This window comes from Hydrogenophaga sp. NH-16 (assembly GCF_004006415.1).
In the GTDB taxonomy this organism is placed as follows: Bacteria; Pseudomonadota; Gammaproteobacteria; order Burkholderiales; family Burkholderiaceae_C; genus Hydrogenophaga; species Hydrogenophaga pseudoflava.
The window spans coordinates 4,193,912-4,215,112 of sequence record NZ_CP029344.1 but is presented as its reverse complement, the minus strand read 5'-3'; the positions used below and the strand labels follow the sequence as shown (position 1 = coordinate 4,215,112).

At 67.1% G+C, this 21,201-nt stretch carries 23 protein-coding genes; 5 read left to right on the top strand and 18 right to left on the bottom strand.

The features are described from left to right. Positions 1-13 precede the first annotated feature (13 nt). Positions 14-1,717, bottom strand: a complete 1,704-nt coding sequence (locus DD542_RS20335) for an AMP-binding protein (protein WP_127806861.1) — start codon at positions 1,715-1,717, stop codon at positions 14-16. Between the two features lie 115 nt (positions 1,718-1,832). Between DD542_RS20335 and DD542_RS20330 the strand changes: the two genes are divergently transcribed. Beyond that, on the top strand, positions 1,833-2,876 hold the full coding sequence (locus tag DD542_RS20330; protein ID WP_241559611.1) for an AraC family transcriptional regulator: 1,044 nt from the start codon (positions 1,833-1,835) through the stop codon (positions 2,874-2,876). Positions 2,877-2,942: 66 nt separating this feature from the next. Here DD542_RS20330 and DD542_RS20325 read toward each other — a convergent pair whose 3' ends face one another. Continuing rightward, positions 2,943-3,854, bottom strand: a complete 912-nt coding sequence (locus tag DD542_RS20325; protein WP_066155443.1) for a GNAT family N-acetyltransferase — start codon at positions 3,852-3,854, stop codon at positions 2,943-2,945. Positions 3,855-4,568: 714 nt separating this feature from the next. On the opposite strand from DD542_RS20325, the gene DD542_RS20320 reads away from it, so the two are divergent. Together DD542_RS20320 and DD542_RS20315 are read left to right on the top strand one after the other, a co-directional pair. After that, a complete protein-coding gene (locus DD542_RS20320; RefSeq protein ID WP_127806860.1) occupies positions 4,569-5,063 on the top strand; it encodes a DUF1499 domain-containing protein in 495 nt (164 codons plus the stop codon). Positions 5,064-5,255: 192 nt separating this feature from the next. Next, positions 5,256-5,720, top strand: a complete 465-nt coding sequence (locus DD542_RS20315; protein ID WP_066155301.1) for a DUF2846 domain-containing protein — start codon at positions 5,256-5,258, stop codon at positions 5,718-5,720. Positions 5,721-5,766: 46 nt separating this feature from the next. Here DD542_RS20315 and DD542_RS23730 read toward each other — a convergent pair whose 3' ends face one another. Genes DD542_RS23730 through DD542_RS20295 form a run of 4 tightly spaced genes read right to left on the bottom strand, consistent with a single transcriptional unit; the run spans position 5,767 to position 8,155 of the window. Next, positions 5,767-6,657, bottom strand: coding sequence for a hypothetical protein (locus DD542_RS23730; protein ID WP_206610697.1), 891 nt, complete (start codon positions 6,655-6,657; stop codon positions 5,767-5,769). Between the two features lie 9 nt (positions 6,658-6,666). Beyond that, complete coding sequence (locus DD542_RS20305) at positions 6,667-7,329, bottom strand: HAD family phosphatase (protein ID WP_066155306.1); 663 nt, start codon at positions 7,327-7,329, stop codon at positions 6,667-6,669. Continuing rightward, positions 7,329-7,727 (bottom strand): YchJ family metal-binding protein, encoded by a 399-nt coding sequence (locus DD542_RS20300; protein WP_066155308.1) that lies wholly within the window; start codon positions 7,725-7,727, stop codon positions 7,329-7,331. Before DD542_RS20300 ends, DD542_RS20305 begins: the two co-directional genes overlap by 1 nt. Next, positions 7,724-8,155 (bottom strand): rhodanese-like domain-containing protein, encoded by a 432-nt coding sequence (locus DD542_RS20295; RefSeq protein ID WP_066155311.1) that lies wholly within the window; start codon positions 8,153-8,155, stop codon positions 7,724-7,726. The genes DD542_RS20300 and DD542_RS20295 overlap by 4 nt, the downstream gene beginning before the upstream one ends. Before the next feature lie 101 nt (positions 8,156-8,256). Between DD542_RS20295 and DD542_RS20290 the strand changes: the two genes are divergently transcribed. Then, the gene (locus tag DD542_RS20290) at positions 8,257-8,964 is read left to right on the top strand and encodes a glutathione S-transferase N-terminal domain-containing protein (RefSeq protein WP_079366596.1); all 708 of its coding nucleotides are present in this window, start codon (positions 8,257-8,259) and stop codon (positions 8,962-8,964) included. Positions 8,965-8,995: 31 nt separating this feature from the next. On the opposite strand, the gene DD542_RS20285 is transcribed toward DD542_RS20290, so the two are convergent. From DD542_RS20285 to DD542_RS20240, 10 genes are all read right to left on the bottom strand, one after another. Continuing rightward, a complete protein-coding gene (locus DD542_RS20285; RefSeq protein WP_079366595.1) occupies positions 8,996-10,456 on the bottom strand; it encodes a potassium transporter TrkG in 1,461 nt (486 codons plus the stop codon). A 4-nt stretch (positions 10,457-10,460) separates the two neighbouring features. After that, positions 10,461-11,852: a Trk system potassium transporter TrkA gene (gene trkA / locus DD542_RS20280; RefSeq protein WP_079366594.1), complete on the bottom strand. Its 1,392-nt coding sequence runs from the start codon at positions 11,850-11,852 to the stop codon at positions 10,461-10,463. A gap of 39 nt (positions 11,853-11,891) precedes the next feature. Continuing rightward, a complete protein-coding gene (locus tag DD542_RS20275) occupies positions 11,892-13,019 on the bottom strand; it encodes an acyl-CoA dehydrogenase family protein (protein WP_127806859.1) in 1,128 nt (375 codons plus the stop codon). Positions 13,020-13,044: 25 nt separating this feature from the next. Then, positions 13,045-13,713, bottom strand: coding sequence for an SDR family oxidoreductase (locus tag DD542_RS20270; RefSeq protein ID WP_127806858.1), 669 nt, complete (start codon positions 13,711-13,713; stop codon positions 13,045-13,047). Then, a complete protein-coding gene (locus tag DD542_RS20265) occupies positions 13,713-14,903 on the bottom strand; it encodes an acetyl-CoA C-acyltransferase (RefSeq protein WP_127806857.1) in 1,191 nt (396 codons plus the stop codon). The genes DD542_RS20270 and DD542_RS20265 overlap by 1 nt, the downstream gene beginning before the upstream one ends. Before the next feature lie 19 nt (positions 14,904-14,922). Further along, the gene (gene aceK / locus DD542_RS20260; protein WP_127806856.1) at positions 14,923-16,758 is read right to left on the bottom strand and encodes a bifunctional isocitrate dehydrogenase kinase/phosphatase; all 1,836 of its coding nucleotides are present in this window, start codon (positions 16,756-16,758) and stop codon (positions 14,923-14,925) included. A gap of 14 nt (positions 16,759-16,772) precedes the next feature. Further along, entirely contained in the window at positions 16,773-17,429 is a 657-nt protein-coding gene (gene can / locus DD542_RS20255; RefSeq protein WP_066155334.1) for a carbonate dehydratase, read from the bottom strand. A gap of 51 nt (positions 17,430-17,480) precedes the next feature. Then, complete coding sequence (locus tag DD542_RS20250) at positions 17,481-18,662, bottom strand: isovaleryl-CoA dehydrogenase (protein ID WP_066155337.1); 1,182 nt, start codon at positions 18,660-18,662, stop codon at positions 17,481-17,483. A 35-nt stretch (positions 18,663-18,697) separates the two neighbouring features. Then, positions 18,698-19,144, bottom strand: a complete 447-nt coding sequence (locus DD542_RS20245) for a PaaI family thioesterase (RefSeq protein WP_241559610.1) — start codon at positions 19,142-19,144, stop codon at positions 18,698-18,700. Positions 19,145-19,251: 107 nt separating this feature from the next. Continuing rightward, positions 19,252-19,845, bottom strand: coding sequence for a TetR/AcrR family transcriptional regulator (locus DD542_RS20240; protein WP_206610696.1), 594 nt, complete (start codon positions 19,843-19,845; stop codon positions 19,252-19,254). Positions 19,846-19,910: 65 nt separating this feature from the next. Here DD542_RS20240 and DD542_RS20235 point away from each other — a divergent pair, with 65 nt between their 5' ends. Further along, positions 19,911-20,363, top strand: coding sequence for a VOC family protein (locus DD542_RS20235; RefSeq protein ID WP_127806854.1), 453 nt, complete (start codon positions 19,911-19,913; stop codon positions 20,361-20,363). Here the strand turns inward: DD542_RS20235 and DD542_RS20230 are convergent. Both DD542_RS20230 and DD542_RS20225 read right to left on the bottom strand, forming a co-directional pair. Next, entirely contained in the window at positions 20,353-20,712 is a 360-nt protein-coding gene (locus DD542_RS20230; RefSeq protein ID WP_079366587.1) for a DUF1304 domain-containing protein, read from the bottom strand. The genes DD542_RS20235 and DD542_RS20230 overlap by 11 nt on opposite strands. A gap of 34 nt (positions 20,713-20,746) precedes the next feature. Then, positions 20,747-21,154 (bottom strand): MerR family DNA-binding transcriptional regulator, encoded by a 408-nt coding sequence (locus DD542_RS20225; protein WP_079366586.1) that lies wholly within the window; start codon positions 21,152-21,154, stop codon positions 20,747-20,749. Positions 21,155-21,201 lie beyond the last annotated feature (47 nt).

Here is a 21,201-nt window from a genome sequence, read left to right as displayed (position 1 = left end):
GGTGTGCTCTGGTTCAGGCAGTCTTGGCTTCGGCCAGCCCCAGCTGGTCCTTCATGGCGTCGCGGATCTTGAACTTCTGGATCTTGCCGGTCACCGTCATCGGGAAGGCGTCGACGAAGCGGATGTAGCGGGGCACCTTGTAGTGCGCGATCTGGCCCTTGCAGAAGGCGCGCACGGCGTCCTCGTCCAGGCTCTGGCCGGGCTTGACGATGACCCAGGCGCACAGCTCCTCGCCGTACTTCTGGTCGGGCACGCCGACCACCTGCACATCCTGCACCTGCGGCATGCGGTAGAGGAATTCTTCGATCTCGCGCGGGTAGATGTTTTCGCCACCGCGGATCACCATGTCCTTGATGCGGCCGACGATGTTGACGTAGCCCTCGTCGTCCATGGTGGCGAGGTCGCCGGTGTGCATCCAGCCGTCAGCGTCGATGGCTTCCTGCGTCTTGGCCGGGTCGCCCCAGTAGCCGTGCATCACCGAATAGCCCTTGGTGCAGAACTCGCCGCGCTCGCCGCGTGGCACGGTAGCACCGGTTTCGGGGTTGACGATCTTCACTTCCAGGTGCGGCTGCACCAGGCCCACGGTGGACACACGCTTGTCCAGCGGGGTGTCGGTGCTGCTCTGGCAGCTCACCGGGCTGGTCTCGGTCATGCCGTAGGCAATCGTCACCTCGCCCATGTGCATGTCGGCCTGCACCCGCTTCATCACTTCCACCGGGCAGGGCGAGCCGGCCATGATGCCGGTGCGCAGGGTGTGCAGGTCGAACTCCTTGAAGCGCGGGTGGTCCAGCTCGGCGATGAACATGGTGGGCACGCCGTGCAGGCCGGTGCACTTTTCGGCCTGCACCGTCTGCAGCACGGCCAGCGGGTCGAAGGCGTCGCTGGGGTAGACGATGGTGCTGCCGTGCGTGAAGCAGGCCAGGTTGCCCAGCACCATGCCGAAGCAGTGGTACAGCGGCACGGGGATGCACAGGCGGTCGTCCGGCGTGAGCTTCATGCACTCGCCGATGAAGAAACCGTTGTTCAGGATGTTGCGGTGGGTCAGCGTGGCGCCCTTGGGAAAGCCCGTGGTGCCGCTGGTGAACTGGATGTTGATCGGGTCGTTCGCTGTCAGGCCCGCGGCGGCCTGCGCCACGCGCGGGTCGCCCACCTGGCCGCTGGCCAGCAGCGCGGAGAAGCGTTGCATACCCGGCTGCTCGGTGCCCTCGCCCGCCACGTCGATCCAGGCCACCGTGCGCAGCGCCGGCAGGCGCGCCGATTGCAGCGCGCCGGGCGCGCAGGTGGCCACTTCGGGCGCCAGCTCGCGCAGCATGCCCAGGTAGTCGCTGGTCTTGAACGTCGCCATCGACACCAGCGCCTTGCAGCCCACCTTGTTGAGCGCGTATTCCAGCTCGGCGGTGCGGTAGGCGGGGTTGATGTTCACCAGCACCAGGCCGACCTTGGCGGTCGCCAGCTGCATCAGCACCCATTCCACGTTGTTGTGCGACCAGATACCGATGCGGTCGCCCGGCTGCAGGCCCAGGCCCAGCAGCGCGCTGGCCAGCCGGTCCACCTCGGCCGCCAGCGCGGCGTAGGTGTAGCGCCGGCCCTGGTGCACGCTCACCAGCGCCTCGCGCTGCGGGTGGCGCGCGGCCATGGCGTCGAAGAAGGCGCCGATGGTCTGTTCGATCAGGGGCACATCGGTGCGGCCCGCGGCGTGGCTCAGCGTCAGGTCCATGGGGTTTGTCTCCTCTGGCGTACAGGCGAAATCCGGTCACCAGCATAGCGGCCTGCCCCGGTTTCGGGGCGGGCAAACAGGTTACAAATCGCGCCATACGTGGCAGACTCCGGCCATGCCCGCCCCGCGCCCGAACGCCCACGCTCGCAGCACTGTCGTCGCGGCCACCCCGATGGCCTTTGTGCAGGCGATTGCACGCGCCTATGCGCTGCGGCAGCTGGCGCCCGACGCCGCGCTCGCCGCCGCACAAATCGCGCCAGCCGATCTGGACCGGCCCGGCGCCCGCATCACCGCCCTGCAGATGGAGTGGCTCTCGGCCGCCGCCATGCAGGAGCTCGACGACGAAGGTCTGGGCTGGTTCGCCCGCCCCCTGCCCTGGGGCAGCTACGGGATGCTCGCCCGCGCCTCGCTGTCGGCACCGACGCTGGGCGTGGCGCTCAAGCGCTGGTGCCGCCACCACGGCCTGCTCACGCGCGACATCACGCTCGCCGTCCAGACCGAGGGCGACGAGGCCCGCATCGTGCTCGGCGAACACCGCCCGCCCGGCGGCGACGGCTCGCTGCGCGAGTTCTGCTTCGTCTCGGTGCTGCGCAACATCCACGGCCTGGCCTGCTGGCTCGTGGACTCGCGCATCCCGCTGCTGGGCGCCAGCTTCCCCTTTGCCGCGCCGCCGCACGCCGAGGCCTACCGCGTGCTGTTCGACGGCCCGACGCGCTTTGACGCGGACGACGCCGCGATCCGCTTCGACGCGCGCTACCTGGCCCTGCCCATCAAGCGCGACGAGGCCGCGATGAACCAGATGCTGCAGCGCGCGCTGCCCATCCAGGTCCGCCCCTACCGGCGCGACCGCCTGCTGGTGCAGCGGGTGCGGCAGGTGCTGCTGAGTCAGCCCCAGGACGCCCACAACGCCGACGACCTGGCCGCCCTGCTCCACACCTCGGCGCGCACCCTGCACCGGCAACTGAAGGAAGAAGGCGCCACGCTGCAGGCCCTGAAAGACGAGGTGCGGCGCGAGCGCGCGATGGCGCTGCTGCAGCGCACGAATCGCCCCATCAAGCAGATTGCCGCGGCGACCGGCTTCCTGAACGAAAAGAGCTTCATCCGCGCGTTCAAAACCTGGACCGGGATGGCTCCGGGCGAGTGGAGGGCCATGCGGTGAAGCGCGACCGTGGCAGGCGCCACAGCGGCTCAGACGCGATCCGCAGCGAATGCACTCCGTGCCGACCTACAGGTGGTAGTGGCCCGCAGCCTCCGGCTGATACAGCACCTTGCCAATGCGGATGTGGCAAGTCCGGTTCGGCATCCGCCAATTGAAGGCATCGCCTTCCTTGTAGCCCAGGATCGCGGTGCCGATACCGGAGAACACCGACAGCTTCCCTGCGTGATCGTCTGCATCTTCCGGGTATACCAGCACAACCTCCCGCTCTTCGTCATCCACCTTCAGCAAGGCCCTTGAGTTCATCGTGACAACGTCCTCCGCCACCTCCCTGGGATCGACGACGACGGCGCGCTCGATTTCGTGCTCCAGCTCGAAAATCTCCGACCCCGGCTCGAGGTCGACCAAGCTCCTGAGACGGGCCTTGTCGACCTCGGTGATGTGAATGTCGGCGACATGAACCGCAGGACTTTCCCGCAACAGTCTGAGATAGCGCGCCGATTCCATGACCAGCGACTTGATCGTTGGCGTTTCGCTGTGCAGCACGAAGCCACTTCGCAGGAAAGCGTTCAATGATCTGACGTTGTCCGGGTGGATGTTGGCGATGAGCCTCTCGGCCCGCATCTCGAAGAAGGCGAGCTTCATGCCTTCTCGGATCGCGCTCGCGCCAAGCTTGCGCCCCCAGTTGTCGCGGTTCCCAATGACCAGGACCATCTCGCAGTTCGACCCCGTCTTGACCAGACGCACAAAGCCCACCGGCACGTCGTGCTGGTCGCAGGCCATGAAGAACCGCCCGCCCTGGTTGAACAAATGGGTCAGGATGGGCAACTGAACCCGACCGAGAACCTGCTCGATCATTCGGGAGACGTTGCGCGAATCGCTCAAGTAGCGAGTGACCGCCTCATCCTCCAGCCAGTCCGTCAGCGTCAGCGCGTTGGAGCGCGTGATCTCGGGGCAAAGGGCAATGAAAGGTGTGTTCATCTCGACAGCGCCTGCGAGCACCCTGCTGTGGCAGTTGGCGTTGTCGGGCGGCGGCCAAAGACTGTGGTGGTGAACATTCATAAAACTCCTGTTTGACAAAGATGGTTCAGCACCGAACGTCAAGGAACGGGCATCAAGGAACCACGGAGGGGCGAGCAAGCGTCGTCACGTGCAAGAACACAACGTGCTGAGAAAGCACGCTACGACGCGAAGAGGGAAAGCGCGAGATCTGAATGTGCGGGACCGCATGCGGTCGACCACTGTCTCGCTTCAGATGAGCCCGGCGATAGGGATGATGCGCTGCGAGGGACGCGTATCGCCGGGCTTAGGAGTCTGCGGCCGTCAAGCAGACTCTGGGCCGTTCCGGGTGGAACAGCGCTGCACCACCCCGCTTCGACGCCACACAGGGTGCGAATGTCATTGGAATGGAGTGCGACAACAACGCCATGGCTCGACTATAGGGCGATGCCAGGAAGCCTGTCAAACCCGGCCCGCCCCCGCTGCCGCCGAATGGGTTCAGCTGAGGGCTCCCGTTCAGATCATCAGCCGACGAGGTTGACACCCCGGGGCTACGCACACCCCCCGGCGCGGGGGATCCTGCGCAACACCGTGGATCGGTCACCGCTTTGGCCACCGAAAGGCGAGCCTGTGCGCTCTGACATCACGTCCAATAGCCACGCGCCACAATAGGCGACGCCTCACCCGGAGACCCTGATGGCACTGCTCAAATGGACCTTGTGCGCCTTGCTGGTAGCGGTCACCACTCTTGTGCTGGCCGGACAGCTCGGGCTGCTCGGCGGTCGCATGCCTGACGACCTCGGTGTGAAAGACGGCCGGCTCAAACCACCCTCTGCCACTGAAAACAGCGTCAGCAGCCAGGCCGGCCTCTACCCCGACCACCCCATGCGCGCCTACGCCGAGATTGCGCCGCTGCCGCTCCAAGGCGACGGCCCCGCCACCCTGGCCCGCCTCCGGCAGCTGCTGCAGGACATGCCGGGCGTGACGATCGTTGAGGACGGAGGCGACGGCTACCTCTACGCCCAGTGCACCACGCGCTGGATGAAATTCGTCGACGACCTCGAACTCTGGGTCGACCCGGTCCAGCAGGTGGTGCAGGTGCGCTCGGCCTCGCGCGTGGGGCGCAAGGACTTCGGGGTGAACCGGGAGCGGGTGGAGACGTTGCGGGCGGGGTTGGCCGCATTGAACTGAGAGCCCCGGCACCACCGGCTGCCGACCTTCAGAGTCTTTTCAAAGCGAATCGCAATTCAGCGCGGTCGACTTTCCCTCACCCTCGATCGGAAGCAACCGATTCCAGTTTTTTGACCGAATACACTGCACGCGCGCAACCAATCGAATGGGCGTGCACCTTCCCTATTCACAAGCCATCGCAACAAAAATTCAATGAAGATTACATCTATCGCTGTCATCGCCGCCGCCCTGCTCATGTCCGGATGCGCATCCGTGAACATGGCATCCAAGGAACAATCGGCGAAGGCCAAGGAGTTCAATCCGCCCAGCCCTGGGAATGCTGGCCTCTACATCTACAGAAACAGCTACATGGGCCGGGCACTCAAAAAGGACATCTGGGTGGACGACAAATGCATCGGAGAAAGCGCGCCAGACGTTTTCTTCTACACCGAGGTTGAGGGCGGTAAAACCCACCGAATCGACACGGAATCCGAGTTTTCTCCAAACAGCCTGGAACTCCTTTTTGAGTCAGGCAAGAACTACTTCATCAAGCAGTTCATCAAGATGGGCGCATTTGTTGGCGGAGCGGGGCTTGTGCAGGTTCAGGAAAGGCAAGGCATGACCGATGTGGTGGAACTGGACATGGCTCTTCCCGGAAACTGCAGCTCAACCAAATAGGTTGATCACCCACATCTGAACTCTAGGACATGGATTCCGCGCAGCGTCAGCGTCCCGCTGGCGCCCCATCCGCCGACGGCCCTGGAATCCCCCGCCCCTCCACCGTCGTCGGCGCCACCGGATGGGCGCTTGCCGACGGCCTGGCGGGCTGTACCGTCGGCGCCGCCGGAGCCGGAGCGGGTGGTGCGAGCGGCGAAGCCGTTGGCGCCGCAGCGGGTGCCGGCGCAGGCACCACCGCCTTGCCCAGCCCCAGCTGGCTCACCAGGCTCTGCAGCGCCGCGTCCACCTGCACTTTCAGCGATTCGCGCGCCGCAGCCGCCACGTCTTCATTGAGCCGCGGGCCGGTCAGCAGGGCCGGTGCGGGCACTCGCTGGGCGGTGTTCACCGTGGCCTCACCGAGCACCGCGCCGAAGGTGCTGGGCACCAGCAGGTCGGCGCGCAACGAGACGTGCGCGGCGGATTCGGTGTTCACCCGCACAATGCTGCGCTGGGCAATGCCCAGACCGTTGAACCCCTCCCGGGTGCCCCAGAGGCTGTCGCCCGAGGGTGCGGCCGAGAGCAGCAGCACGTGGTCGGTGGGGGTCTTGAGTTCCTTCAGCTCCTTGAGCGCTTCCTCGCGGCGGGTCGAAGTGATGGTGACGCGCTGCACGCTGGAGAAGCGCCCCGAGGCCTTGAGCAGTTCGACCGTGCTGTTCTCCAGCTGCTCCTTGAGGCCCCAGCCGGGCACGAAGGCTTCGCCGAATTCGTTGTTGAACGGCGTGGTGCCGCGCCAGGACAGGCGCAGCGTGGTGCCCACGGTGCTGATGACGGTGATGGAGCGGCCCTGCAGCCGCGCCTGCACGCTGGGTTTGTCGACGGTGGCGCAACCCGCCAGGCCCAGGCTGGCCAGCGGCAGGACGGAAGAACAGAGCAGGAGCTGTCGGCGGGTGATCGGCATGGCCTGTTTTTACCGCAGCGGGGCGAGGTGTTGCACCAGTTCGCCCATGTGCTGCATCACCCGTGCCACCGGCAGGCCGCCGAAGGCGCGGCCGTCGCCGTGCGGGCAGTAGCCCCAGACGGTGGCGCCCGCGGCGAGGCCCGCCTGCGCGCCGGTGGCGGTGTCTTCGATCACCAGGCAGCGCGCGGGGTCCACGCCCAGGTGCGCGGCCGCGGCGAGGTAGACGTCAGGGTGCGGCTTGGAGCGCGGCAGGTCGTGGCCGCTGAAGATGCGCTCCCCGAAGTACGGCGCCATGCCGGCCATGCCGATCTGCATCACCACCTTGGGCCGGTCGGCACCCGAAGCGCAGGCGATGCGGCCCGCCGTGTGGCCGTGCGCGGCGATGACCGCGTCCAGCGCGCCGGCGACGGCCTGCAACTCGGCCACCAGGCGCTCATTGCGGCGCGCGTAGAAGGCGCGCATCCACTCTTCGGTGAGCGGCTTTCCAGTCTCGGCTTCGATGAGCGCGCGCTGGTCGCGCACCGCGCGGCCGATGAAATGGTGTTCGCACTCGGCGGGTGTGAGCGCCCAGCCCGCCTCGTTGAGCATCTGGCGCAGCACGCCGTTGGTGATGGGCTCGCTGTCCACCAGCACGCCATCGCAGTCGAACAGGACCGCGTCAAACCGTTCCATCAATGCATGTCTCCGTCAACGTAGTACCAGCGCCCGCCCTCGCGCACGAAGCGGCTGGTTTCGTGCAGGCGCACGCCGCGCCCGCCCAGGCGCGAACGGGCGACGAACTCGACCTCGGCGTGCTCGGCATCGATCACGCGGTGCCGCTTCACCTCCAGCCCCAGCCATTTCTGCCCCGGCTCCAGCGTGAGCCCGGCGGGCCGGGTGCTGGCGTGCCAGCTGGCTTCCAGATAGCCCACCCGGCCGAGCACGAAGGCGCTGTAGCGCGAGCGCATCAGGCACTCGGCGTCGGGCGCAGGGGTGTCGTGGTCGAGGTAGCGGCCGCAGCATGCTTCGTAGGCCGTCGCGCGGCCGCGCGCATCGGTGCGGCCACAGGGGCATGCGGTGCCAACGCTCATCCGCGCGCCGCCTTGCTGGCCGCCTTGTGCGCTTCCAGTGTTTCCGTGGGCGCGCCCGCCTTCACCCAGGCGGTGAAGCCGCCGTCGATGTGCGCCACGTTGGTCATGCCCATGTCCTTGAGCGCCTTGGTGGCCAGCGCGCTGCGCCAGCCGGCGCCGCAGAACAGCACGAACTCCTTGCCCTCGTCGCCGAACACCGGCTTGAAATAGGGCGAGTCGGGGTCGACCCAGAACTCCAGCATGCCGCGCGGCGCGTGCACGCAGCCGGGCACCGTGCCTTCGCGCTCCAGCTCGCGCGGGTCGCGGATGTCGACGATCTGCAGCGTCGGGTCGCTGCCCATGCGGGCGCGCACCTGTTCGACGCTGTAGGTGGTGATCTGCGCGTTGGCTTCGTCGACGAGGGCGCGGAACCCTTTGGTGATCGGCATGGTGGTGTCTCCTGTCCGGTGGGTGGGCGAAAAGGCCATCGTAGCGCGCCCTGCAGGGCCGGCGCCAAGCTGCTAGGGTACGGGCCGCAAAGGAGATTGACATGACCGACCTGTCCGCTTTTCCCGTCACCCGCAAGTGGCCCGCAGAGCACCCCGACCGCCTGCAGCTCTACAGCCTGCCCACGCCCAACGGCGTGAAGGTCTCGATCATGCTGGAGGAATGTGGCCTGCCCTACGAGGTGCACCGCGTGAGCTTCGACACCAACGACCAGTTCACACCCGAGTTCCTGTCGCTCAACCCGAACAACAAGATCCCGGCGATCCTGGACCCGAACGGCCCCGGTGGCCAGCCGCTGGCGCTATGGGAGTCGGGCGCGATCCTGGTCTACCTGGCCGAGAAGACAGGCAAGTTCCTGCCCGCCGACCCGGCGCGCCGCTACGAAACCCTGCAGTGGCTGATGTTCCAGATGGGCGGCGTCGGCCCGATGTTCGGCCAGGTGGGCTTCTTCACCGTCTTCGGTGGCAAGGACTACGAAGACAAGCGCCCGCGCGACCGCTACACCGGCGAATCGAAGCGCCTGCTGGGCGTGCTGAACCAGCGCCTGAAGGGCCGCAGCTGGATCATGGGCGACGAGTACACGGTTGCCGACATCGCCATCCTGCCCTGGGTGCGCAACCTGGTCGAGCGCTACAAGGCGGGCGACTTGGTGGGCTATAGCGAATTCACCGAGGTGCAGCGCGTGCTGGCTGCCTTCGTGGCCCGTCCCGCGGTGGAAAAAGGCCTGGCCATCCCCGCCGCACCGAACTGAGCGCCCGCGTTGAGGCCGGCTGCGCCCGGTTTCAACGCCTCCAGAACGCGCCTGTGAAGAGCACGAGGAACGACAGCAGCTCCAGCCGCCCGAGCACCATCGCAAAGCTCAGCATGTTCAGCTGCAGGTCGCCCAGCACGCCGAAGTTGCTGGCCGGGCCGACCTGGCCCAGCCCCGGACCGATGTTGTTGACCGTGGCCACCACCGCGCTGAACGCGGTGACGATGTCCAGCCCTGTGAACAGCATCAGGAAGGTCAGGCCCATGGTGGCGGCACCGTAGATCAGCATGTAGCCCAACACGGACGTCATCACCGGCAGAGGCACCACCTGCCCGCCCAGCGTGACCGGGTTGACCACCCGCGGGTGGATGATGCGCACCAGCTCGCGCCGCGCCTGCTTGATCAGCAGGATCATGCGGACCATCTTGATTCCGCCGCCGGTGGAGCCGGCGCACGAGACGAAGGTGCCCAGGAAGATCAGCAGCACCGGCGCGAACACCGGCCACTGGGAAAAGTCGGTGGTGGCGTAGCCGGTGGTGGTGGCCATCGACACCACGTGGAAGGCGCTGTCGCGCAGCGCGTCCTCGAAACGGGTGTGCACGCCGTGCACCATCAGCAGCAGCGCCACCAGCAGGATGGCCACCAGCAGCACCGCCACGTAGGTGCGGATCTCGCGGTCGTGCGTCAGCGGGGTCAGCCTGCGGGTGCGCAGCACCACGAAGTAGCGCACGAAGCTGATGCCCGAGATGGCCATGAAGAAGGTCGCCACCAGCTCCACCCGCAGCGAGTCGAAGTGGCCCAGGCTCGCGTCGTAAGACGAAAACCCGCCCAGACCCATGGTGGTGCACATGTGCATGAAGGCGTCGGCCCAGCCCATACCGGCCCAGCGGTAGGCCAGCAGGCAGGCGCCCGAGAACAGGAAGTACACGCCCCAGAGGCCGCGCGCCGTTTCGGCGATGCGCGGGGTGAACTTGGTGTCCTTCATCGGGCCGGGCGTCTCCGCCTTGTAGAGCTGCATGCCGCCCAGGCCCAGCATGGGCAGCACCGCCACCACCAGCAGCATGATGCCCAGGCCGCCGATGAGCTGCAGGAAGCAGCGCCAGACATTGACCGACACCGGCAGCGCGTCCAGCCCCGACAACGCGGTGGCACCGGTGGCGGTCAGCGCGCTCATGGCTTCGAAGTAGGCCTTGCTCCAGCTGATGTCGGGCACGGTGAACATCAGCGGCACCGCCGAGAAAGCGGGCAGCAGCAGCCAGACCATGTTGACGAGCAGAAAGCCGTCGCGCGCCTGCAGTTCGCGCCGGTGGCTGCGCGTCAGGACCCAGAGCAGCCAGCCGCTGGCGGCGGCCAGCGCGAACGAACCCTCCCAGACGTAGCGGTACTGCTCGTGGTCCTCGCTCCAGGCCCAGGCCAGCGGCACCAGGAAGGCGAAGGCGAACGCCACCAGCACGCGCGAGAACACGTTGAGCGCGGGAAACAGCATGCGCATGGAATCAGCCGAAGAAGGTGGCGCCGACCTGGAACAGCTTCTCCACCTCGCGCACCAGGCGCTTGTGGGGAATGAAGATGATCACGTGGTCGCCGTCCTCGATGACGGTGTCGTGGTGCGGCATCAGCACCTCGGAGTCGCGGCCATCGCCGCGCACGATGGCGCCGAAGCGGGCGCCCTGCGGCAGCCGGATTTCGTCGATCCGGCGGCCCACCAGCTTCGAGGTCTTGATGTCGCCGCGCGCCACGCCTTCGAGCGCCTCGGCCGCACCGCGGCGCAGGCTGTGCACCGCCGCCACGTCGCCGCGCCGCAGGTGCGCCAGCAGCTCGCCGATTACCGTCTGCGAGGGCGAGATCGCGATGTCGATGGTGCTGCCCTGCATCATGTCGGCGTAGGCACGGCGGTTGATCAGCGACAGCACGCGGTTGGCGCCCAGCCGCTTGGCCAGCATGGCCGACATGATGTTGTCCTCGTCGTCGCTGGTCAGGGCCAGGAACATGTCCATGTCGCCGACATTTTCTTCCTCCAGCAGGTCCTCGTCGGCCGCATCCCCGTTGAGGACCAGCATGTTCGACGGCAACTGGCTGGCCAGGTACTCGCAGCGCTTGCGGTCGCTCTCGATGAGCTTGACCTCGCACTGCCCGACCAGGCTGCGCGCCAGCCGCAGCCCCACCTTGCCGCCGCCTGCGATCATCACGCGCTGCACCGGTTTGTCGATGTTGTGGATGGCGGCGAGCACCATCCGGATCTCGCGCACGTCGGCCAGCACGAAGACCTCGTCGCCCGGCAGGATGCGGGTCGAGGGCGTGGCCTCCATCTCGGTGTCCAGGCGGTAGAGCGCGACGATGCGCATCTCCACATGAGGAATGCGGTTGCGCATCTCGGCGATGGTGTGCCCCACCACCGCACCACCGGCCGCCGCGCGCACCACCACCAGGGCTGCGCGGTTCTGCGAGAACTTGACCACCTGCAGCGCCTCGGGGTAGCTGATGAGCAGGTGGATGTAGCGCATGACCGACTCTTCGGGGCAGATCACGTTGTCCACCGCGAAACCGCCCTTGCCCAGCAGCTCGTCGCCCTCGATGAATTCGGGCGAACGCAGACGGGCGATGGTGGTGGGCACGTTGAACACGTCGTGCGCCACCTTGCAGACCACGAGGTTGGACTCGTCGGCCGCCGCGCAGGCGATCACCATGTCGGCGTCGCGCGCGCCGGCCTCGGCCAGCACCGAAGGCTGGATACCGTTGCCCACCACGCCGCGCAGGTCCAGCTTCTCTTCCAGCAGCCGCAACCGGGCGGGGTCCTGGTCGATGACGGTGATGTCGTTCTGCTCGGACACCAGGCTCTCGGCCACGCTTTCGCCAACCCGGCCGGCGCCCAAAATGATGATCTTCATAGGGCTGGATCGTACCCCCGCACCGGGGGCTGCCAGCACCTACAGTGCTCGCTGAATGATGATCTTCTGCACGTCGCTTGTGCCTTCGTAGATCTGGCAGACGCGCACGTCGCGCCAGATGCGCTCGACCGGGAAATCGTTCACATAGCCGTAGCCACCCAGCGTCTGGATCGCCGCGGAACACACCTGTTCGGCGGTCTCGCTGGCGAACAGCTTGGCCATGGCGGCTTCCTTCAGGCAGGGCCGGCCGGCGTCGCGCAGGGCGGCGGCGTGCCAGATCAGCTGGCGCGCGGCTTCGAGCTTCGTGGCGCACTCGGCGAGCCGGAAACCCACGGCCTGGTGGTTGAAGATGGCCGTGCCGAAGCTCTGGCGCTCCTTGGCGTAGGCGATGGCCACGTCCAATGCGCTGCGCGCCATGCCTACGCTCTGTGCCGCGATGCCGATGCGCCCGCCTTCGAGCGCGCTCAGGGCGATCTTGTAGCCCTCGCCTTCCTGGCCGATCAGGTTCTCGGCCGGAATGCGGCAGTTGTCGAAGTTGATCTGCGCGGTGTCGCTGCTGTGCTGGCCGACCTTGTCTTCCAGCCGCGCCACCACGTAGCCCGGGTTGTCGGTCGGCACCATGAAGGCGCTCATGCCCTTCTTGCCCGCGCCCTTGTCGGTCACGGCGATGACCACCGCCGCCTGGCCATTCTTCCCGGAGGTGATGAACTGCTTGACGCCGTTGATCACGTACTCGTCGCCCTCGCGCACCGCCGTGGTCCGCAGGCCGGAGGCGTCCGACCCCACGTGAGGCTCGGTCAGGCAGAAGGCGCCGAGGATGTCGCCGCGCGCCGCGGGCACCAGCCACTGCTGCTGCTGCGCGGGCGTGCCGTACTTCATCAGGATGGCGTTGTAGGGGCAGTTGGTCACGCTGATGGCGGTGCTGGTGCCGCCGTCGCCGGCCGCGATCTCTTCCAGCACCAGCGCGAGTGTCAGGTAGTCCAGCCCCGCGCCGCCCAGTTCCTCGGGCACACAGATGCCGTAGGCGCCGAGTTCGGCCAGGCCCTGGTGCACGTGTTTCGGGAAGTGGTGTTCCTTGTCCCACCGCGCGGCGTTGGGCCACAGCTCTTCCTGCGCAAAGCTGCGCACGGCGTCGCGGATCATTTCCTGGTCTTGGGTCAGCAGCATGTCTTGTCTCTTTGTGTGTTTCGGTTCACCACGAGCTGGCGCGGCGGCCGTCGTGATGGATGAGTTGTCCGTTGTCGTCCGGCGTCAGGCTGGCCAGCACGGTGCGCAGGCCGCGCACGCTGGCCTCGGCGCTCAGCGGCGCCGCACCGCCGCCCATGTCGGTCTGCACCCAACCCGGGTCCAGTGCCACCAGGGTCGCCTTGGGGTAGTCGAAGCGCGCGCTGCTCACCGCCATGTTCAGCGCCGCCTTGCTCACGCGGTAGAGCCAGGCGCCGCTGCCGCTCACCGGACCGATCTGCGCCATGCGGCTGGACAGCGCGCCGAACACGCCGCCCGCCGCCTCCACCATGGGCATGACCTGCGGCAGCACCTGCATCAGGCCCAGCACATTGGTGTGCATGAGGTGGTCGAAGGCCTGCTGCGTGGGCGGCGTGGTGGCGTTGCCGCGGTCGATGACGCCGGCCACATAGAGCGCGACATCGATCTCCTCGCCATCGAGCTGCCACGACAGGCCGCTGACGCTGGCAGGGTCGGCCACGTCCACGCGCAGCGGTTCGGCGCCCAGACCGCGCAGGCGCGCCAGGCCCTCATCGTCGCGCGCCGTGGCGATCACGCGGTCACCCGCCGCACGGTACTGCCGCACGAATTCCAGGCCGAGGCCGCGCGAGGCGCCGATGACGAGAACGGTGGCCATCAGATCAGTTCAACGGCCATGGCGGTGGCTTCACCGCCGCCGATGCACAGCGTGGCGATGCCCTTCTTCTTGCCCTGCGCCTGCAGGGCGTGCAGCAGCGTGACCAGGATGCGCGCGCCCGAGGCGCCGATGGGGTGGCCCAGCGCGCAGGCGCCGCCGTTGACGTTCACCTTCTCGTGCGGAATGTCCAGCTCGGTCATCAGCGCCATCGGCACCACGGCGAAGGCTTCGTTGATCTCCCACAGGTCCACGTCGCCCACGGACCAGCCGGTCTTGGCCAGCAGCTTCTGCGTCGCGCCCACCGGCGCGGTGGCGAACCAGTTGGGCTCCTGCGCGTGGGTGGCGTGGGCCACGATGCGTGCCAGCGGCTTGAGGCCCTGTGCCTGGGCGGTGGACTGGCGCATCAGCACCAGCGCGGCGGCGCCGTCGTTGATGGACGAGCTGGAGGCGGCGGTGATGGTGCCGTCCTTCTTGAACGCGGGCTTGAGCGAGGTGACCTTGTCGAGCTTGACCTTGCCCGGGCCTTCGTCCACCGACACCACGCGCTCGCCGCTGCGGTCCTTGACCGTCACGGGAGCGATTTCCTTGGCGAAAGCGCCGCTCTCGGTGGCGGCCTTGGCGCGCGTCACCGAGGCGATGGCGAAGGCGTCCTGCTGCTCTCGCGTGAAGCTGTACTTGGCGGCACAGTCTTCGCCGAAGGTGCCCATGCTGCGACCGGGTTCGTAGGCGTCTTCCAAGCCGTCGAGCATCATGTGGTCGTAGATCTTGTCGTGGCCCATGCGGTAGCCGCCGCGGCCCTTGAGCATCAGGTAGGGCGCGTTGGTCATGCTCTCCATGCCGCCCGAGACCATCACGGTGGCGCTGCCGGCCAGCAGCATGTCGTGCGCCAGCATGGTGGCCTTCATGCCCGAGCCGCACATCTTGGACAGCGTGACGGCGCCGGCCGACAGCGGCAGCCCGCCCTTGAGCGCGGCCTGGCGGGCGGGCGCCTGGCCCTGGCCGGCCATCAGGCAGTTGCCGAACAGCACCTCGTCGACCAGCTCGGCCTTGACGCCAGCGCGCTCGACGGCGGCCTTGATGGCGACGCCGCCCAGGTCGTGGGCGGAGAGGCTGGCGAAGTCGCTCTGGAACGAGCCCATGGGGGTGCGGGCGGCGCCGACGATGACAACGGGATCGGTGGTGTGGCTCATGGGAATCTCCTTTGAAAAGTCAGTCTAGAAGTTCTTTGTGCGCCTGCGCGCGGAAGCGCCGGGCACGTTCGTAGGGAAACACGTCGTACACATGTCCGGCGGCGATGCGTTCCTTGTGCGCCTGCCAGAACGCCGCGTCCAGCAGATCGGCGTGGTGCTTCATGAAGTCTTCGCGCACCATCGGGTTGCCCAGCAGGAAGGGCTCGAATGTCTCGGGGAAGACATCGTGCGGGCCGACCGAGTACCAGACCTCGCCGGACATCTCGTCCTCTTCGTTGCGCGGCGGGGGCACGCGGCGGAAGTTGCAGTCCGTGATGTATTCGATCTCGTCGTAGTCGTAGAACACCACCTTGCCGTGGCGCGTGATGCCGAAGTTCTTCCACAGCATGTCGCCCGGGAAGATGTTGGCCGCCACCAAGTCCTTGATGGCGTTGCCGTACTCGACCACGGCTTTGGTGATCTGTCCGCGCGCGCGCCGCAGCGATGTGTCGTCCACATCGGGCGTCTGCAGGGTGTCGAAGGCCTCCTGCAGGTAGATGTTCAGCGGGATCATGCGCCGCTCGATGTAGCAGTGCTTGAGGATGACCTCGGTGGTGCCGTCGCCGTCGCGGTCGCTGATCTCCAGCTGGCTGGGCGCGAATTTCTGGATCTCGGCGATCAGCTCGTCGGTGAAGCGGGCACGCGGAAATCCCACCTCGGAGAACTCCAGCGTGTCAGCCATGCGGCCCACGCGGTCGTGCTGTTTCACCAGCAGGTACTTGCCGCGGATCTGTTCGCGCGTTGTGTCCTTGGGCGCGGGGTAGAAGTCCTTGATGAGTTTGAACACGAAGGGGAAGCTCGGCAGGTCGAACACCAGCATCACCATGCCCTTGATGCCGGGCGCGATGCGGAACTTGTCCGTGCTGTGCCGCATGTGCGCCAGGAAGTCGCGGTAGAACAGGGTCTTGCCCTGCTTGGCCAGGCCCAGGGCGTTGTAGAACTCGGCGCGCGGCTTGCGTGGCATCAGGCTGCGCAGGAACTGCACGTAGGCGCTGGGCACCTCCATGTCGACCATGAAGTAGGCGCGCGCAAAGCTGAACAGCATCAGCAGGTCGTCCTCGCCGAACAGCGCGGCGTCGATCACCAGGCGGCCGTTCTCGTTGTGCAGGATGGGCAGTGCGAACGGCACTTCCTGGAAGCCGTTGATGATCTTGCCGACCACGTAGGCGCCCTTGTTCCGGTAGAACAGCCCGGACAGCGCCTGGATCTGGAAGTTGGCGCGCAGCTTGTGGTGATCGAAGCGCTGGCGCATGGCTTCGAGCACCAGTCCGGCGTCGCGCCCCAGGTCGTCAAAGGGCACGCGCAGGTCGAAGTCCTCGACCATGCGGCGCACCTCGGCGCGCATGGTCTCGTGCGTCGGGTAGTAGCTGCGGTAGGTCGGCAGCGCCCTGGGTTCGTCGTTCTCGATGTACTCGGTGGACACCGCCGGCCGCACGAAGATGAAGTCGTTCTGGAAGTAGGCCCGCTTGAGGATCTTGGTGGTGACCGAGTTGAAGAAGGTCTCTGCCAGCTCGGGCTGGTGGTGGTTCACCAGCAGCCCGATGTAATGCAGCTTGACCTGCTCCCACACCGCCATGGGCTGCTGGTCGGCCTTGAACTCCTTGACCAGGCGCTGCAGACACTCGCGCACGCGCAGGTCGTAGAACTCGATGCGCTCGCGCTGGGCGCGTTGCTGGGCCGGCCAGTCGCGCGATTCGAAGCGGTGCTTGGCGCGGGCGGATTCGGCGCGGAACAGGCGGTAGTGGCGGTTGAACCCGTCCATCATCGCTTTCGCGATGTCATAGGCCACGGTCGAATCCAGCCGCTGGGGGAACATGGCCTGCGGGTGCCTCAGGTCTCGGCGCGCGGGTAGCGCTTGAGCGCCGAGCGGAAGATGGGCATGACCTCGTCGCGGTGGCTCATGCTCACGCCCAGGTCCTTGACCAGCCCGTCCTTGAGGCCATAGCACCAGCCGTGCACCGACACGTTCTGGCCGCGCGCCCAGGCGTCCTGCAGCACGTTGGTCAGCGCCACGTTGCCGACCTGCTCGATCACGTTCATCTCGCACAGCACGTCTTCCTGCACCGCCATGGGCAGATGGTCCAGGCGCTTGCGGTGGCGCATCTTCACGTCGTGCACATGGCGCAGCCAGTTGTCGGCCAGGCCCACGCGCGCGCCCTTGAGCGTGGCCAGCACGCCGCCGCAGCCGTAGTGGCCCACGACCAGGATGTGCTCGACCTTCAGGAACTCGACCGCGAACTGGATCACCGACAGCGCGTTCAGGTCCGAATGCACCACCACGTTGGCCACGTTGCGGTGCACGAAGACCTCGCCCGGCTCCAGACCCGTGATCTGGTTGGCCGGCACGCGGCTGTCGGAACAGCCGATCCACAGGTACTTGGGGTTTTGCTGCTGCGCCAGCTTCTGGAAATAGCCGGGGCGCTCCAGTTCGGTCTGGGCGGCCCAGCGGCGGTTGTTCTCGATGAGGGTCTGGATGGATGTGCTCATGCGGCGATGTTACCTAGGCGACACGCGCAGCGGCAAAGCGTGGGGCCACATTCACATGGTCTCGGCGAACAGCTCGCGGCCGATCAGCATGCGGCGGATCTCGCTGGTGCCGGCGCCAATCTCGTACAGCTTGGCATCGCGCCACAGGCGGCCCAGCGGGTATTCGTTGATGTAGCCGTTGCCGCCGTAGATCTGCACGCCCTCGCCGGCCATCCAGGTGGCCTTCTCGGCGGTCCACAGGATGACCGAGGCGCAGTCCTTGCGCACCTGGCGCACGTGCTCGGTGCCCAGCAGGTCGAGGTTCTTGGCGACCGTGTAGGCGAAGCTGCGCGCAGCCTGCAGCACGGTGTACATGTCGGCCACCTTGCCCTGGATCAGCTGGAACTCGCCGATGCTCTGGCCGAACTGCTTGCGGTCGTGGATGTAGGGGATCACGTTGTCCATGACCGCCTGCATGATGCCCAGCGGCCCGCCGGTCAGCACGGCGCGCTCGTAGTCCAGGCCGCTCATCAGCACCTTGGCGCCCATGTTCAGGCCACCCAGGATGTTCTCGGCTGGCACCTCGACGTCCTGGAACACCAGCTCGCCGGTGTGGCTGCCGCGCATGCCCAGCTTGTCGAGCTTCTGCGCGATGGAAAAGCCCTTCATGCCCTTCTCGATCAGGAAGGCGGTCACACCGCGCGCGCCCATCTCGGGCTCGGTCTTGGCGTAGACCACCAGCGTGTCGGCGTCGGGGCCGTTGGTGATCCACATCTTGCTGCCGTTGAGCAGGTAGTAGCCGCCCTTGTCCTCGGCCTTGAGCTTCATGCTGATCACGTCCGAGCCGGCGCCCGGCTCGCTCATGGCCAGCGCACCCACGTGTTCGCCGCTGATCAGCTTGGGCAGGTACTTGGCCTTCTGCGCGTCGCTGCCGTTGCGGTTGATCTGGTTCACGCACAGGTTGCTGTGCGCGCCGTAGGACAGGCCCACCGAGGCGCTGGCGCGGCTGATTTCTTCCATGGCCACCATGTGGGCCAGGTAGCCCATGTTGGCGCCACCGTACTGCTCGGGCACGGTGATGCCCAGCACGCCCAGCTCGCCCATCTTGCGCCAGCAGTCCATGGGGAACTGGTCGCTGCGGTCGATCTCGGCGGCACGCGGGGCAATCTCGGCCTGCGCGAAGTCGCGCACCGCGTCGCGCAGGGCGTCGATGTCTTCACCGAGCTGGAAGTTGAGGCCGGGCAGGTTGGTCATGAGGGTCTCCGTGGGACGTTGAATGCGTTGAAGGGTCAGTAGGTCTTGGGCACCGGCACCAGGGTCTGCTGCATCACGGCGCAGTCGGTCCGCTGACCGTCGGGGGCCACGTGCACCACCTCGGCGGTGGTGACGATGATGCGTTTGCCGCCGCGCACGACGCGGCCGGTGGCCTGCAGCTCGCCGCCCTGGAAGGCCGCGAGGAAGTTGATCTTGTATTCGACGGTGGTGACTTCCATGCCCTCGGGCGCCACGGTCAGCGCGGCATAGCCACCGGCGATGTCGGCCAGCGCGCCCATGGCGCCGCCGTGGAAACCGCCCTGCTGCTGCGTCACGCGGTCGGAGTACGGCAGGGCCAGCGTCACCATGCCCGGCGCCACGGCCAGCAGCCGGACGCCCAGCTGCCGCATCATGCCCTGGCGGTCCAGGCTGGTCTGCACGCGCTGGCGCAGGGCGTCGTGGTCGGGTGTTGTCTCGCTCATGTTTTGATTTACGTTTACGTAAACGTCAATTATGACCGACACCACTGGAAGGCGGCAAGCCCGCAGGTACCCGTGTGGGCGGGGCAACCGCTTTTTGGGACCGGCGATCAGCCCCGGGCCAGGCCGGTGAAGAGCCGCCGGAATGCCTCGCGGTACGGGCCGGGGGCTTCACCCTGTGCCATGGCCAGCGCCGCGCGGTCGAAGGCGGCGGAGAGCAGCACGGTCAGCTCGTGCAGCGGCACCGGCTCACGGGCCGGGCCGAGCAGGTGGGCCAGACCTTCCTTCAGCGCCTGAGAGCCGGCCCGCTCGCTCAGCGCCATCAGCTGCGCGAGCGACAGCACGGAGGGCGCTTCCAGCAAGAGCAGCCGGGCGCGACCCGGTTGACCCATCGAGGAAAAATAGGCCTCCGCCCCCGCCAGCAGCGCGTCGATGGGGCGGTCGTGGTGGGCCGAGCCCCGGGCCACGTCGTCGGCGACCTCTTGCGCCAGCTGCTCGGCGACCGCGAGGAACAGCGCCGTCTTGTCGGCAAAGTGGTGGTACAGCGCCCCCCGGGTGAGCCCGGCGGCGGCCACGATCTCCGGTGTGCCCGTGGCGGCGTAGCCGCGGCCCAGGAACAGCTCGCGCGCCGCGGCCACCAGGGCCGCACGGGTGGTGTCGGTGCGCTCGGCCTGCGAGCGACGAACGGCGGCGGTTTTTTGCATACATGCAGCCTGTATGTTAAATTGAAGATGCATGCAGATTGTATGTATCCAACCGGAGCCCCGACATGAAGATCACCCAGTACTACCCCGTCCTCATGACCGATCGCGTCGAACCGACCGCACAGTTCTATGAACGGCACTTCCGTTTTGTGCGCCAGTTCAGCAGCGACTGGTACGTGCACCTGCAGTCGACCGACGACCCCGCAGTCAATCTCGCCATCCTCGACGGCGACCACGGCAGCATCCCGGCGGGCGCGCGGGGCGGGCGGGCCGGCGGGCTGCTGCTGAACTTCGAGGTGGCCGATGTCGATGCCGAATACGCCCGCGTGCAGTCCGAAGGCCTGGACGTCCAGCTGGGCCTGCGGGACGAGGCCTTCGGACAGCGGCACTTCATCGTGCGCGACCCCAATGGGGTGTTGATCGACGTGATCCAGCCCATCCCGCCGAGCGCGGAGTTCCTGGCGCAGTACGCCGACGGCGCTGCGGCGGCCCCGCAGGTGTCCGCCCTCAGCGGCTGAACCAGAGCGCCAGCAGGCCTAGCGCCGCCGGCACGGCCTGGACGAACAGGATCTTGCGGCTGGAGGTGGCGGCGCCGTACAGGCCGGCCACCAGGATGCAGGCGAGGAAGAAGACCTTCACGCCGAAACCCTCGTCGCCCAGCCACAGCCCCCAGAACAGGCCGGCGGCCAGAAAGCCGTTGTACAGGCCCTGGTTGGCCGCCAGCACCTTGCTCGCGGCCGAGAACTCCGGCGTCAGGCCAAAGGCCTTGCGGCCCTTGGGCGTGTCCCAGAGGAACATCTCCAGCACCAGGATGTAGACGTGGATCAGCGCCAGCAGGGCGACGATGGTGGTGGCGACAAGGCTCATGGAGCGGCTCCGGCAGCAGAAGGAGCCGCCGAGTCTAGGCCTTGTCGGCCTTTTCCACCTTGGCCAGCAGCGCCCGCGCCTCCTTCTCGTGCACCTTGACCTCGTCGAGGTTGGCCATCAGATCGGCCAGCTGCTCTTCGAGCTGGCGCTTGTGGTCGGCCAGCACGGCGAGGAACTTGCGCAGCTGCGGCCCGGTGTCGCGCGGGCTGTCGTACATGTCGATGATGTCCTTCGCCTCGGTCAGGGACAGGCCCAGGCGCTTGGCGCGCAGCGTGAGCTTCAGCCGCGTGCGGTCGCGCGAGCTGTACACGCGGTTGCGCCCACCCGGCCCTTCGCGCTGCGGCTGGATCAATCCCATGTCCTCGTAAAAGCGGATGGCGCGCGTGGTCAGATCGAACTCGCGCGCGAGGTCGCTGATGGAATAGGTCGGGTTGGTCGCCATGGTGCTCACAGGGGGTGTCGGCTTTCGGACAGCGGCGACGGGGATCG